The organism is Neochlamydia sp. S13 (assembly GCF_000648235.2).
GTDB lineage: Bacteria > Chlamydiota > Chlamydiia > Chlamydiales > Parachlamydiaceae > Neochlamydia.
Genome location: NZ_AP017977.1, coordinates 151,995 through 166,611 on the forward strand (window position 1 = coordinate 151,995; position 14,617 = coordinate 166,611).

General features: G+C 38.2%; 10 protein-coding genes. 3 read left to right on the forward strand and 7 right to left on the reverse strand.

Annotation, left to right across the window (positions count from 1 at the left end):
- The first annotated feature begins 31 nt into the window (after positions 1-31).
- Positions 32-1,654 carry a leucine-rich repeat domain-containing protein gene (locus TY21_RS00590; RefSeq protein ID WP_052354536.1) on the forward strand — a complete coding sequence of 541 codons (1,623 nt, stop codon included), beginning with the start codon at positions 32-34 and terminating at the stop codon, positions 1,652-1,654.
- A gap of 283 nt (positions 1,655-1,937) precedes the next feature.
- Positions 1,938-3,002 carry a leucine-rich repeat domain-containing protein gene (locus TY21_RS00595; RefSeq protein WP_052354535.1) on the forward strand — a complete coding sequence of 355 codons (1,065 nt, stop codon included), beginning with the start codon at positions 1,938-1,940 and terminating at the stop codon, positions 3,000-3,002.
- Positions 3,003-3,366: 364 nt separating this feature from the next.
- On the opposite strand, the gene TY21_RS00600 is transcribed toward TY21_RS00595, so the two are convergent.
- The 5 genes from TY21_RS00600 to serS all read right to left on the reverse strand — a co-directional run bounded on the left by TY21_RS00600 (position 3,367) and on the right by serS (position 8,134).
- A complete protein-coding gene (locus TY21_RS00600) occupies positions 3,367-3,708 on the reverse strand; it encodes a hypothetical protein (protein ID WP_079979924.1) in 342 nt (113 codons plus the stop codon).
- 370 nt (positions 3,709-4,078) lie between these two features.
- Positions 4,079-4,702, reverse strand: coding sequence for an IS1634 family transposase (locus tag TY21_RS00605; protein ID WP_079979985.1), 624 nt, complete (start codon positions 4,700-4,702; stop codon positions 4,079-4,081).
- Positions 4,684-4,911 (reverse strand): DUF4277 domain-containing protein, encoded by a 228-nt coding sequence (locus tag TY21_RS00610; RefSeq protein WP_079979986.1) that lies wholly within the window; start codon positions 4,909-4,911, stop codon positions 4,684-4,686. Before TY21_RS00610 ends, TY21_RS00605 begins: the two co-directional genes overlap by 19 nt.
- A 302-nt stretch (positions 4,912-5,213) precedes the next feature.
- A complete protein-coding gene (locus tag TY21_RS00615) occupies positions 5,214-6,491 on the reverse strand; it encodes a M18 family aminopeptidase (RefSeq protein ID WP_042243073.1) in 1,278 nt (425 codons plus the stop codon).
- 365 nt (positions 6,492-6,856) lie between these two features.
- Complete coding sequence (gene serS / locus TY21_RS00620; RefSeq protein WP_042243076.1) at positions 6,857-8,134, reverse strand: serine--tRNA ligase; 1,278 nt, start codon at positions 8,132-8,134, stop codon at positions 6,857-6,859.
- 274 nt (positions 8,135-8,408) lie between these two features.
- Here serS and TY21_RS00625 point away from each other — a divergent pair, with 274 nt between their 5' ends.
- A complete protein-coding gene (locus TY21_RS00625; RefSeq protein ID WP_052354609.1) occupies positions 8,409-11,333 on the forward strand; it encodes an insulinase family protein in 2,925 nt (974 codons plus the stop codon).
- Between the two features lie 532 nt (positions 11,334-11,865).
- Here TY21_RS00625 and TY21_RS00630 read toward each other — a convergent pair.
- The gene (locus TY21_RS00630; protein ID WP_042243082.1) at positions 11,866-13,206 is read right to left on the reverse strand and encodes an F-box/WD40 repeat-containing protein; all 1,341 of its coding nucleotides are present in this window, start codon (positions 13,204-13,206) and stop codon (positions 11,866-11,868) included.
- Between the two features lie 390 nt (positions 13,207-13,596).
- On the reverse strand, positions 13,597-14,613 hold the full coding sequence (locus TY21_RS00635) for a 1-acyl-sn-glycerol-3-phosphate acyltransferase (RefSeq protein WP_232044371.1): 1,017 nt from the start codon (positions 14,611-14,613) through the stop codon (positions 13,597-13,599).
- Positions 14,614-14,617: the final 4 nt, after the last annotated feature.

The following is a 14,617-nucleotide window of genomic DNA, read 5'->3' on the forward strand; positions in this document are numbered from 1 at the left end:
AATAGGCATAAAGCTTAAAGGAGACCCTACCATGAATCCTAGCTCATCTATCACCCTTGAACATCTACCTAATGAAATACTTGCTCCTATTTTAGGAGCTTGTGTCACACCTTCCTTATTTAGCGTTTGTACAAGATGGCGACATTTACTAGCTACAGAAGTCATGCCCACCCTTTATAAGCAAATAGGTAAGATGCATGTTCCCCATGGTGATGTTTACAAGCAGGCTTTTATTATAGATAGGATTTATAAGCTAGAAGAAGATCTTTCTGTAACAAAAAAGGTAAATGCAATCTTTAGACAAACCTTTGTTTTAGCTAGCTCGCTTTCACCTTTAGAGTTAGAATTTAAATGGATAACCGAGGAAAAAAGATATTTTACGCTGATTAATTACTCCTCATATCTTGTAAATATTAACCGCCTCTTAACATGGAAAAAAATCCCTGGTGGAGAGGAATACTTAGACCAAGAAGCTATCAAATATTTGCCTTTACAAGTAAAAGGAAAGCTACTTAGAGATTGGATAAAAAACTATAGCAAAAATATTAGAAGCTTAGACTTAACTGAATGTGGATTGACCCTTATACCCCCAGAGATAGGGTATCTATCGCAGCTGCAATTCCTTTACTTAAATAACAACCAACTTACCACCCTTCCGGCAGAGATAGGGCAGTTATCGCAGCTAGAAGGTCTTTACTTAGATAGCAACCAGCTCACCTCCCTTCCTACAGAGATAGGACAGCTACCAAATCTCTACATCCTTTACTTAAATAATAACCACCTTACCACTCTTCCTGCAGAAATAAGGCAACTACCGCGGCTACGAGAGCTACGCTTAAATAATAACCAGCTTACGACCCTTCCTGCAGAGATAGGGTATTTAGTGCAGCTGCAATACCTTTTCTTAAATAATAACCAGCTAACCGCTATTCCTGCGGAAATCCGGCAGCTTTCTCAGTTAGAAACGCTTAACTTAGACAATAACCAGCTCACCTCCATTCCTACCGAGATAGGCCAGCTTTCGCAGCTGCAAATGCTTGGCTTAAACACCAACCAGCTTACCACTCTTCCGGCAGAGATAGAGCAGCTGTCTCAGCTGCAATATCTTTGGCTAAACAGCAACCAACTAGGCACCCTTCCTGCAGAGATAGGGCAGCTTTCGCAGCTGCGATGGTTTTACTTAAGCGACAACCAGCTTACCATCCTTCCTAAAGCAATAGGGCAGCTTTCACAGCTGCAAAGGCTTGAATTAAGCCAAAGCCAACTAGCCACTCTTCCTGCAGAGATAGGGCAGCTATCTCAGCTCAAAGCACTTTGCTTAAATAACAATCAGCTTACCACTCTTCCTTCACAGATAGGACAGCTATCCCAGCTGCAATGGCTTTACTTAGAAAACAATCAGCTCACTACTCTTCCAGCAGCCATAGGACAGTTATCACAGCTACATCACCTTGACTTAGACAATAACCAGCTTACCACTCTTCCGGCAGAGATAGGGCAGCTATTTCAGCTAGAAGAGCTTGACCTTAATAATAACCAGCTCACCTCCCTCCCTCCCGAAATAAAAGAGCTAACTGCTTTAAAAAAGCTTCAGGTAAATGGGAATCCTTTAGAGAGTATTCCTGAGGAAATAAAGCAGATTTTTAGTCTATAACTGGAAAAGGTTGTATCTGCATCACTTAATGTACTAAATAAATTAATGCATTTGGAAAATGTTAAGAATATAGCTAACCTTCCGATAGCATCCCGAGGTGGAGAGGATGTCACTCTGCTAAAAGATAGAAACAATTTCTAATGGTCTTTTGCATTGCTAGCCTGCCTAAGCAAGCCGCTAAACTGTTTTTAAATCTAGCTTGCCTATTTTGCTTTTTCCATGTATATGAATGTCCCTAAAAGATAAATAAAAATAAGCATAAAGCTTAGAAGGAGACCATGCTATGAATCCTTGCTCTTCTATTACCATTGAACATCTACCTAATGAAATATTAGTTCCTATTTTAAAGGTTTGCGCCGCACCTTCCTTGTCTAGTGTTTGTACGAGATGGCGACATTTGCTGGCTACAGAAGTCATGCCTTCCCTCTATAAGCAAATAAGTAAGATGCATTTTCCTGCAGGAGACGTTAACAAGCAGACTTTTGTTTTAGATAGGATTTATAAGCTAGAAGAAGAGCTTTCAAAGGCAGCAAAGGTAAATGCAATTTTCAGGCAAACCTTTACCCAAGCTACGTCTATTTCTCCTTTAGAATTTAAGGGAAGCATCGAAGAAAAAAGAGATTTTACCCTCACTAATTACCACTCTTATCTTGTAAACATTAATCGACTTTTAATATGGAAAGAACTTCGGGGAGGAGAAGAATATTTAGGGAAAGAAGAAATTAAAAATTTACCTTTAAAAGAAAGAGGCAGGCTTTTTAAGGAGTGGATTGAAAGCTATAGCAAAGATATTAGGAAGTTAAATGTAGCAAGGATAGGCTTAACCTTATTACCTTCAGAGATAGGGCAGTTATCTCAGCTGCAAACGCTTGAATTAAGCAACAACCAGCTTACCACCCTTCCTGCAGAGATAAGGCAGCTGTCTCAGCTGCAATGCCTTTACTTAGAAAACAACTATCTTACCACCCTTCCAGCAGAAATAGGGCAGCTATCTCAGCTACAAAGACTTCACTTAGAAAACAACCAGCTTACCAACCTTCCTGCAGAGATAAGACAGCTATCGCAGCTGCAAAGGCTTTACTTAAACAAGAACCAACTCACCACCCTTCCGGCAGAGATATGGCAGTTATCGCAGCTGCAAAGGCTTAAATTAGACAATAATCAGCTTACTACTCTTCCAACAAAAATAGGGCAGCTTACTCGGCTAGAAAAACTTAAATTAAGCAGCAACCAGCTTACCTCCCTTCCAGCAGAAATAGGCCATCTGCCAAACGAGTTAAATCTTTATCTAGATCGAAATCCACTGGAAAGTATTCCTAACAAAATAAAGCAACGTTTTAGATTATAAATGGAGAGTATGTATTTGCAGCATTTAGCTTGTTAAAATGAAGATATCTATAGGTCCAGAAGGTTTTGAGAATATAGATAGCCTTCCGACTTATTATAGAACCATTAGCATCCGAAGTTAATGCTTCTCTGATAAAGGATAAGAAGAATTTTTAATGGTTTTTATGGTGCTAGCTTGCCTAAGCATGCCGCTAAGCTGCTTTTAGATGTTATTTGCCTGTTTTGTCTTATTCTCCATGTATATAAATACCTCTAACGAGCCACCAAGAAGCATGCATAAAACTTAAAAAGAGGCCATACAATGAATCTTATCTCTTCTAGCACCATTGAACATCTACCTAAGGGGTACTTAAAGCCGTGATTTCTCACCGCATTTCAGAATAATAGAATTTTTGGTAAGGAGGCCCTAAGCATCTAAGGATAATTCTATGGCGTTCTTTCAGATTGGTAATTTGCAATTTTTTATGGTCAATAAAGACCATATGGAGGCCTAGGAAACAGAAAAACACCCAGCGGGTTATTGGCTTTTGCGTAGGTTTCTTAAGCTGATTTATGAAGTTCTCACCATTTTCTCGCAATTTTTCTCGAATTTTATATTCAAGCGCAGAATAGACTAAAAGGCATAGAGTCATTACCATTAAAAGAGCTTCAATTCTTTCTGGCTTTTTTAAAAAGAAAGAAGAGACAAGGAAATCGGGGTTTTTCAAGAATCTAAATCCTCTTTCTACACTTTGCTCAAGCCTTATATGTTTTCAACAACTCTTGTGCAGGAAAAGAGGTTACATCCATGTCATTAGTCGCTAAGATGAAAAACCCTTTACTCCTCTCCAAATCTACCTTGTTAAGCAAAGAGCAAGCTACTGTTCCTTCTAGGTAATAGCTAGATATAGAGACTTTTTGCCCAGCTTTTGGTCGACCAGATGTAGTATGCTTTTGAGTTGCTATAACTTGAGGTTCTATAATTTGTATATATTTAAGCTTTTTTGCAAACTTATCTAATTGGCGCTTAGCATCATTTGGACAAAAAACTCTTGCTTTATAAACTTAAAGAAAGCTTTGGATTCTTTTTCACTGCCCTTAAGATAATGCTTGGCTAAAAATAACTACCCATCTTTGTTCAACACCGGCATAGCAAGAGGTACTCTCAAAAGCTCGATAGCCTTCTGCTATCTCTACCGTCTTGTCGTAAGGCACTTCAAATATGAGCTCTTTAGCTTCTTTGATTTGCATGGGCACACGCTTGACAAATAAGCTTTGTTCTTCTTTAAAAACTTGCAAGGTGGCTGGCGTATAAAGAGCACTGTCTCCTACTATATAACGATTCTCTACGGCTTGCCGAAAGCTTTTAAGATGTTCGCCAACAATTTGCGTAAAGGCGGTTTTATCACTACTATTGCCATCAGCAGCTTGCATGTATAAAGGGATATTGCCTTCATTAGAGGTGATGAGTTGCAAGACAGCTTGGTTTAAATCGGGCCTATGGTCTCTACTGTAGCCTTGTACTAGACGAATGCACGCTTCTCCTTGTTCTAATAGGCTCTCATAGTTTCCATCTACATGAAAACTTGTTGCCTCTAAATGCAAACTTTTTACTTGGATACCAAGCATTATGATCGTATGTAAAGCTATTTTAGTAAAAAGCTCAGTCACGCCCACTTCAAATAACTTATCCAGCGTTCTGCCTAAAACATTATCATCAATTTGCTCAGGGGTAACTCTGGCTTACCTAATAAATGATCGATGGGTTTATCTTCAAAGTATTCAGAATACATGTAAAGCCTCCGACTTACAAATCCCAATCCGTTTAAGATCATGCATTTAACAGCTTGCCCATAGGTTAGATGCTTATTCTTCGCCTGGTTACCTGCTGCTTGATCAATAAGGTCAACTAATCCTATCTCCTCACACATTCTAAGCTACCAATCCTAAATGATCGACGTTTTGCGTATCTATTTGCATAGCTTTCAGTCGTTTAGTTTAAACCTTTAAAGAAAACATCTTACTCGATTAGCCTTCAAAATTCCTAATTATTTTTTTTGCTGAGGAATGTAAGTTGAAGTCTTTCTACGGGTGGCAATAGGTCGCACAATGAAGATTTTGCAGGAAGGCAAAGACTATAGATTTTTTGGTCTATTCATTAAAATTAAGGGTATCAGCAAAATGATAATGTTAACACCCTTTTATTCTTATCTCTTCATTCTACTCATTTAAATTAACTTTGCAAAAAAGCTGCTAGCAAGCGACACATTTCTAGATGATCCTGGGTAGCAATAAGCTCACGAGCAGAGTGCATACTTAGCTGGGGTGAGCCTATATCAACTGTTGTAATGCCTGTTTGAGAAGCTTGGAGGGGACCAATGGTAGAACCACAAGGAATATCATTGCGACATGAAAAGAATTGATAAGGAATGACATGCTTTTCGCATAAATGGACGATGCTAGCTGAAGATTGAGCATCGCTGGCATAGCGTTGATTTGCATTGTATTTAATTACAAGGCCTTTATTCATTAAAGGAGCATGACGCGGATCGTGTTTTTCCATGTAATTGGGATGCAAGGCATGGGCTAAATCTACAGATAAGCATAAAGATTGAGGTAAAAGAGCCAAAAATTGTTCTCTAGAAAGCTTTAAAGCTATGGCTATACGTTCTAAAACCTGTAAAAGAAAAGGGGAGTCAGCTCCCTGGGCTGTTTTTGAGCCTATTTCTTCATTGTTCCAAAAAACAGCTAAATTCAGAATATTTTTTTGCGGATGGCTGGTTTTAAGGGCTGTCAAACCTGCATGAACGCTGGCCAAGCTATCTAGGCGATAACCGCTCAGCATTTCAGGGCCTATAAGTTTAGCTTTCTCTAAAGGATATAAGAATAAATCATGGCTCAAGATATACTCGAAAGAATCTTTTATATTATCTTCCAATATTTTCAAAAGGTATGATTGCTGAGGATCTGCATCTAAAGCGGCCAAGGCTGAAAAATGCTCTTGTTTGTTAAAATAGGGGCCTCTTTCATTAGCTTCACGGTCAAGGTGGATAGCAAGTTGAGGAATGATTAATGGATGGCTATCAATATTAACTAACGCCTGTTTAATTTCATTGTTAGAGCCAGCTAAAAAGACCCTTCCCGCTAGGCCTAAGTCTCGGTTAAACCAGGAGGTGAGAAGAGGCGCTCCATAAATTTCGGTAGCAAGCATAGTCATATTATCGCGGCGAAATTCAGGGTTAGGCTTTAATTTGAAGCCAGGGCTGTCTGTATGTGAGGCAATAAGGTGGGCTTTTTTGAACGATTCTTGAGGAGTGATAAAAGCACAAATTGAAGACCCATTACGTTTAAGAAAATAGCCTTTGCCTTTTTCTAGTTCCCATTCTTGGGCTTCTTCCAGTTCAGTAAATCCTTCAGCATGGAGAGATCTGCCTATATAATCTACTGCATGCCAAGCTGTAGGAGCTTGATCGAGTAAAAGCATTAAATCGTCAATAAGCGAATGAGACATGAGGGGAGTCCGTTTTTTATATAAGTTAGGGAAAAATGGGTTTTTTAGAATATTTATTCTTTTTGCCTATTGGTGTGGGTAAAAAATAAGAAGTAAACATAAAAATTTTATTTTATAACTTTCTGATCTGTTTTTATTATTTACCTAAATTTTTCATTCTTGGTTATCCTATCCAGTCTCATTCAAGGAGGTTAAGACAAAGCTACCACCCAAATATTTTTAGCGTCTGCTGGAAGGCTTTAAACCTTAGAAGCCTACCTGTAACCCAGTGAAAAAAACATGAAGAGATGTGGCTTTTAATTTTCATCTTCTTAACAAAGGTTAGATCATATTTATTAAGCTTGGGTTTTAAGTAGTTTGCCATCTTAATGAGGGACTAACTTTTCTACTCCTAGATAGCTTTGCAATACTTTAGGGATAGTAACGGAGCCATCCGCATTTTGATTGTTTTCAAGCAAAGAAACCATTAAACGTGAGGTAGCTAAGCCAGAACCGTTGAGTGTATGAACAAATTCAGGTTTTCCTTCTTTTTCCCGGCGAAAGCGGATATTTGAACGTCTGGCCTGAAAATCCGTGCAATTGGAGACAGAAGAGACCTCATAATACCGATTCTGTCCTGGCAGCCAAGCTTCAATATCCACAGTACGAGCCGAAGCATAGGACATGTCTCCTGTTACTAGCAAGGCCATGCGATAGTGAAGTTCTAGTCCTTGCAAAATTTCTTCTGCGTTATTTAACATTTCTTCAAAAAGAAGAGAACTTTGCTCAGGGGAGCAAAAGCAAAACATTTCTACTTTGTTGAATTGATGGACGCGAATTAAGCCTCTCTCGTTAGAGCCTGCAGCTCCGGCCTCTCGGCGAAAGCATGGCGTGTAAGCAGTATATTTCAGAGGAAGCTCTTCTGGATTTAAAATTTCTTGAGCATGAAGTCCATTTAAAGGGACTTCTGCGGTAGGTATCAAATAAAGATTATAATCTTCATCATGAATTTTAAATTGTTGATTTTCAAACTTAGGCAGTTGCCCGGATCCATACGCAATTTCCTTTCTTACCAAAAGAGGGGGTATCCATTGTTCAAAACCATTTTTGATTTGAACACTAAGCATATATTGAATAAGTGCCCACTCTAAACGTGCTCCTAAGCCTCGATACACAGGCCATCCGGAGCCAGAGATTTTGGCGCCGCGTTCAAAATCAAATAACTTTAATTTTTCATTAAGTTCGACATGATTTTTGAAAGCAAAATCAAAATCTCTTTTATTTCCCACCTCTTTAAAGATAACATTCTCCTTAGGATCAGCAGAAATCTTAATGTCCTCCATGGGAACGTTAGGAAGTTTAGAAATTTCGTAATTAAAAGAATATTCTACTTGCTGGCATTGATGCTCAAGCGAATGGATCTCATCAGCCATTGAAGCCACTTCTTTAACCATTTCACTGGCATCTTGGTTGAAGCGACGCATCTCTCCAATTTTTTGAGAAAATTCATTGCGTGTGGCCTTTAAAGCCTCTAATTGTGTTTTTAGAGTACGCAATTGCGTATCCAGATCCATCACAATAGTTAAATTGATGCTAGGATCTTTTGTTTTTAGTTTTGCTTCTATTCCTTTAGCATCTTTGCGTAGTAGCTTAATGTCCAGCATAAGGGATAACATCCTCGATTATTTTTTTTCGTTTATTATAAAATGTAAAACCTTTAAAAGGCAAGGAGAGGAGAGAAGAAGCAAGCGAGACTTGTTTTAGCTAGGACAGCCGTCGCCTCTCTTAAACTTAAACTTTTTTAATTCTATTTTCTACTCTTCTATTTTCTCAATTTTTTCTTGAGTCTCTTTGGCAGATCTTCTATATTCGATTTTTTTTAAACCTTCTACCATCAAAGCTATGAAGATCAATTATCTAATAATTACCTTAGGATGTATGGGCTCTTTATTGGGTTTCCCCCTTTTACCAGCGCTGGAAAATAAGGGCTATACCTTGATTGAAGATAAAGCTTTACTGAAGGTCAAAACTCCTACCTTTTCTCAAACACAAGTACTTAAAATCAAACTTAACAATGGACTACAAGCCGTTTTGATTTCCGATCCTCAAACAAATCAATCCTCTGCAACTCTGGTTGTAGGAGCAGGTAGTTGGCAAGATCCCGACCCATATCCTGGCCTTGCTCATTTTGTGGAACATATGCTTTTTCTAGGGACAAAGAAGTATCCCAACGAATCAGAATTTCAACGTTTTATTACAGAACATGGCGGATTTTCTAATGCTTTTACTGCTAATGATCACACCGCTTATATGTTTTCCATCGATAATGAAGCTTTTCCTCAAGCGCTAGATCGCTTTGCCAGCTTTTTTAAAGAGCCTTTATTTAACGTGTCAGGGATTGTGCGAGAATTGAACGCTATTGATCAGGAATATGCTAAAAACTATGAAAACGATGACGTTCGCGAGGTGATGGTCATGAAGCATATACAGAATCCTCGACATCCTAATTACCGTTTTAACATAGGAAATTCCACTACTTTAAAAGCCGCTTCGCAAGAGATCTTAAAAGCATGGTATAACGAGTATTATAGCTCTAATATTATGCGTTTATTACTTGTATCTAACTTACCTTTAGAAGAAATGACACGGTTAACGGTTGATGAATTTGGTGATATCTCTGATAAACATAAGGATTGTTATGTTCCTCCTATGGATCTAAACAATCCTGACATGGAAGCTAAACTTTTTTATATCACCCCTATCCAAAATATACGCAAATTGACGTTAGTGTGGGATTTACCCCAAGAATTTGCTGAAATGAAAGATACCTACCCTGATCGTTTGATTTGCCAGGTATTAGGACATGAAGGTAAGGAGAGCTTATTAGCGCAATTGAAACGTGAAAAATTAGCAGAAAATTTAGGATGCAGCACTTTTAATCTAGGAGAAAAAAATTTAGTTTTGTTTGTGCAAATGGATCTTACCGATAAAGGAGTTCAATCTATTGATCGTATAATCTTACGTTGTTTTCAAACTCTAGCGCTGATGAAAGAAAAGCCTTTTCCTCGTTATATCTATGATGAGGTTAGACAAATTAACTTACTCAACTATGAATATCAACAACGAGAGGAGGTGTTTACAGCGGCTATGAAAAATGCCGACCTTTTAGTTAGAGAAAATATAGCCACTTATCCTGAGCAAACTAAAGTGATTCAAAAATTTAGCCAGGCAGATGTACAGAATTTATTGGACTATTTAACTCCCTCCAACTGTCGTTTTTTGATTCAAGCACCCTCTTCCTTGACCGGAGTAGAATCTACCCATCAAGAAGAGTGGCTACAGGTGGCTTATGCAATGAAAGCTATAGAGCCTTTTAAAATGCAAGAATGGGCATCTGCTACCCCTATTGCTGAGATTACTTTGCCTCCTCCCAATCCTTTTTTACCTAAATCTTTGGATTTGCTTCATGCCTTACCTAGCAAGGAGACACACCTTTCCCCTCTGCCTCACCCTCACCTCATTGAAGACTCAGAACATGGTACGATTTACTATGCAAAAGATCAGCATTTCCTCATTCCTCAACTTTATTTGAATTTTAATATTAGAACTCCTGCGATAGATATAGGGGATGCTAATAAAATTGTGATGGGCGATATCTACATTAAAGCAGTGGAAGAAAATCTTAGCAAATTTAGCTATGCGGCCACTGTGGCAGGTTTAAATTTTAGTGTGGCACGTACCGAGTATGGGCTAGCTTTCAAAATCACCGGTTATAATGACCATGCTTTTCTTTTATTTGAAGAAATTCTTAAACAGCTAAAAGATCTAAAGCTTTCAGAACAAACGTTTAAGATAATTAAACAATCACTGCTAAGGCGTTATCAAAACTTTAATAAGAGAGCCCCTTTAAAAAGAGCTAAAGAGCTCTTTCAACAAACGATCTATAAAAAATATGCCGCAGTGGATCAGAAAATAAGCGCAATACGTAAACTTTCCTTTGCTAAGTTCCAGGAAGATGTCCAGTCGTTATTTAGGCAGTCTTTTGTCGAAGGATTGATTTATGGAAACGTCACTGAAAATCAGGCTAAAGAATATGCAGATAACTTAATCAAAACTTTAGATAGCGCTCCTTATCCAAAGCAAATGCACAAACACGCTGAAATCATTGATTTATCTTCAGCTGAAGGCCCTTTTCTCTTGGAAATGAAAATTCCCGTCCAAGGCAGTGCCACTTTATTAGCTATCGAAAATTCTAGCTTTACACTTAAAGAACGTGCTGCTCAGCAGATATTGATGAAAGCGATGAAGGAGCCCTTTTTTGCTGAGTTACGCACTCGGCAGCAGACAGGTTATCTTATTTCTAGCGCAGCCGAAGAAATTGAACGTAAACTATTTCTAGCATTTGTTGTACAATCTAATACTCATGATTCTCGTGATCTTTTAGCGCGCTTTGAACTGTTTATTGAAAGCTTTTTGCAGGGAATTGAAAAAAACTATTTGACTCCCAAAAATTTTGAAATAATTAAAAATTCTCTTTTAGAAGAGCTGGAGAAACCTCCCCATAATATGGAATCCTTGGGAGCTCTTTTACATAGCTTAGCCTTCAAGTATGAGGGACGTTTTGATTGGATAGATAAACGAATTCAAGCGCTTAGAACACTCACGCATGGTGAGTTGCTAAGCTTTGCGCATGCCTGTATAGGCAAAGACAATAAACGCCGTCTAGGCTTGCTTATAAAAGGGCATATGGATAAAGCCAAGGGGCTTTATTACACTCTGATCAATACGCCTGAGCAACTTAAGCAAAGAAGTACATTTTCTTCTAGTGAGGAAAAAGAAGAAAATGAGAGCAATAGGTTTTAAAAACTACGTCTATGTTTTGAATTATAATTTTTCCTTCATTTCAGAAAAATAGAATGTTTGGTAAAGAGGTCTTAAGCATGGTAATATGCAATCTTTTATGGTTCACATCCCTACGCCTAGCTGTTGTCTTTAAGGCGATATTTTCTAGATAATCTCAAGCTTTTTCTTAAACCTGATGAATGCATCATGTCAATTTGATTGTACATAGATCTTCAGAAAAATTAAATAATAAGCTTTTGAGCAGCTCCTTATGCAGCCCTATACTTTATGAAACCATTTCCTTAAGTAGAGAGGTAGTTTTTAGAGGATTGAATATGCAGACTTAGTTTTTTTTAAGCGTATAATTAGTAAGCGGTCACAGGGTATACAGAGCTTCAGATGCGGTTCTGCGGGCATCTGCAAAGTCAAAAAAGCTCGCAAATAGCTGTTTTTTTCTATTTACTACGTTTTTCGATTTACATTTACACCTTAGCATCAAAAGCTTAGGTAGCGCTACACACACACTGACCACTTTTACACTAATTATAATATTTCATTTGTCTGAGACTGGATGGCTAATTATTAATTGCTTGTTCGCTGGATAAAAATTGATAACTACCTTGCCTATAATTAATTGACCACCATGAGGAGAAAAACTTAGCTCATTATGATAAGGTAGAGGTATAGAATATAAATGCTCCCATGTCTGTACCTCCCATAGATCACAATGGGTCAAAGAGCCTGTAACCATCCATTGTCCGTTTGGAGAAAAAACTATTTTTTTGATGCCAGCGTTTTCCCTTACTGAGTCCGATAGGCATTCTTCCATTGAATATAAGTTCCAAAGGCGAACAATGCCTTTTTCAAATCCAATAGCAAGCAAAGATTCGTGAGGGGAAAAGGCTGCACATAGAGGAGGGTCTTTATATTGCGTCGCTGTATATATAAGTCGCATAGCCTTAGAAAGTTCATACCAAACCATAAATTTACCTTGGGACAAGATTATCATCTTTGTATCCAAGAAAAAAGCCCAGCTATAGAACGTAGTAGACTGAGAAAAAAATAAACATTTTTGTGTTTGGAAGTCAAATAGCTGCACGGTATTATTGCAAGATTCCATGATAATCCATGGGCCTTCAGGAGAAAAAGCTAATTTTTTGATGGCAGACTCATTTCCAGCATTTAAAGTATGCTTGTATTCCCCAGTTTCGGCATCCCATAGTCGAACATCACTATCAGAAGACCCTGTAGCAATCCATTTTCCGTCCGGAGAAAAAGCAGCACATACAATCGATTTAAGATGGCCTTCTAATATGTATTTACATATCCATCTGTCTACCTCCCAACCCCAGACGCGAGCGGTACTGTCATTAGAACTTGTGATTATCGAGTTTCCATCCGATGCAAACGCTACACTGTTAATGTGCGCTGTATGTCCCGACAAGGTGAGTAGAGGTTTACCCGTAAGAGCATTCCACACGCAAGCTACGTGGTCTTGCGAGCAGGTAACAATCCATTGACCATCAGGAGAAAATGTTGCCTTACCCTCGCCTTCTTCATAGTCTAGCTCAAATGTTTGCGACCACCGCTTTTCTTTAATATTTGTTGAGATAACAACTTGGGTGATGTACATATCTTGAGTATATTTTCCTTGGCTCAAATGAGGTAAAGAAGGAAACTTTTGACAAACAAAAGAATGCCATAAGAAAGGGTCGGTAGCTAATTGATGCCACCCTCTGCATACCTGTTGGCAGGTAACTAAGTCTCTAACCGATAGGCTGAGGAAAATTTTTATCCATATTTCTGAGGGGATATCAGAACGAAAGGGGTGTTCCTCATGAATTAGATTTTCCTTTTCAATTTGATAAGGAAATGAAGAAACTTTATTAACCATCTGAATCCTTCTAAGTAAAAAATTTTTAAATATATTTCTGGCAGCAGCTTAAGAATGAAAGCCTGTTCCATGTTGATTTGATTTTCTACCCTTTCTTGATAAGAGGTAAAATAGCTTCCTCGATCATTTGAATAATCTCAAGTAAAATTAGTGACTTTTTATATAATATGCTCATAAAACTTCATCTATGGTTTAAAAAGAGAATCAATATTTCCTCAGCCCCCTCTCAAATTAAGGTAAGTTTTTTTAAAGCATATAGTTGCATATGGACCTGTTTAAAAGCTTATAAGCTTGTAGGACATAAAAAAGTCTTAAATATTTAGAGCCACAATCAGCTCACCGTTAGCTATAGATTGTAGAGAGGAAACCGACCAGATGCTTTCGATAAGCTTATTGTTGGGGGCTGGAAAAGGATGCACAGCTTCTGGTAAGACAGTACTGCTGTATAACAAGCTCCCAGATGTATTGAGCACGAGCTATGCGCCTAGTTTTTTTATCTAAGTGTTGGCTCCCAGGAAAATTAATCATATCTATTTCCTGTCCAAAAGATAAATGTACTGGAGCGCATTTTGCCTGGCGCCTTTCTCCTAATTCTTTCTCGACACTTTGAGGAGGCGGTAATAAATCGTATGTGGACAAGCTTAAAGGATAAAAATGGGCTTTTTTCCCAGAATGCTGAGCCATTAACCAAAACATCTCAATACTATGAGCATCAAAAGGAGCTATTTCTACTTGGCCGGTATTTATATTGGCACGGTCCCTGCCGCCACTGGGGGCGACATAAATGCATTTGCCGCCTTCAGCAAGCAGTTGGCTCATTTGATGCATGACACGTTGATTATAAAGAAGCTTTTCTTGTTTCTTTTCGGGAGGATTTTCTACATGTTTTTTAGAAAAAATACATAATAAATTACATCCTTTACTAAACGGAATGGCTAGAGGATCAGTAATGACTCGATGTCCCGCTACAAAAATCATTTCCTCCGCTAAACGAGTATGGTCTTTTTCTAGCATTAGACAAATAACTTGAGGATCAGGTTCAATTTGGTGATTAGCTAATAATATAACATTTTCTTGATTAGCTAAATGCGTTTCAATTTCTTCAATATATCGAGCGTGGTGGATTTTAGAATAAGCAAAAGCAATAAGAGGGCGCATCATTTCTAATCCCAGACGGTAGTAGTCATAGGGAGTGCGAATGGCACGATGATAAGGCTCAAATGCATAAGGTTGTTGGTTTTCCTGAATGACAAATTGTAGATATTGGGTGATAATAGGTTCATAAGCTGACATAGGCTTATTATTTTCAGTGACAGCTTGAGTAAAACTTAGGTAAAAGCCTTCAAGAATTTCATATTGTTTGGAGTTAAGGGCTTCCTCACTTTTTAGGCTCTTCAATAGTTTCATGTAG

Coding starts and splice junctions, on each gene's coding strand:
- TY21_RS00635 (WP_232044371.1), bottom strand. CDS start 14,613: ATGAAACTATTGAAGAGCCTAAAAAGTGAGGAAGCCCTTAACTCCAAA.
- TY21_RS00615 (WP_042243073.1), bottom strand. CDS start 6,491: ATGTCTCATTCGCTTATTGACGATTTAATGCTTTTACTCGATCAAGCT.
- TY21_RS00630 (WP_042243082.1), bottom strand. CDS start 13,206: ATGGTTAATAAAGTTTCTTCATTTCCTTATCAAATTGAAAAGGAAAAT.
- TY21_RS00590 (WP_052354536.1), top strand. CDS start 32: ATGAATCCTAGCTCATCTATCACCCTTGAACATCTACCTAATGAAATA.
- TY21_RS00610 (WP_079979986.1), bottom strand. CDS start 4,911: ATGTGTGAGGAGATAGGATTAGTTGACCTTATTGATCAAGCAGCAGGT.
- serS (WP_042243076.1), bottom strand. CDS start 8,134: ATGCTGGACATTAAGCTACTACGCAAAGATGCTAAAGGAATAGAAGCA.
- TY21_RS00625 (WP_052354609.1), top strand. CDS start 8,409: ATGGGCTCTTTATTGGGTTTCCCCCTTTTACCAGCGCTGGAAAATAAG.
- TY21_RS00595 (WP_052354535.1), top strand. CDS start 1,938: ATGAATCCTTGCTCTTCTATTACCATTGAACATCTACCTAATGAAATA.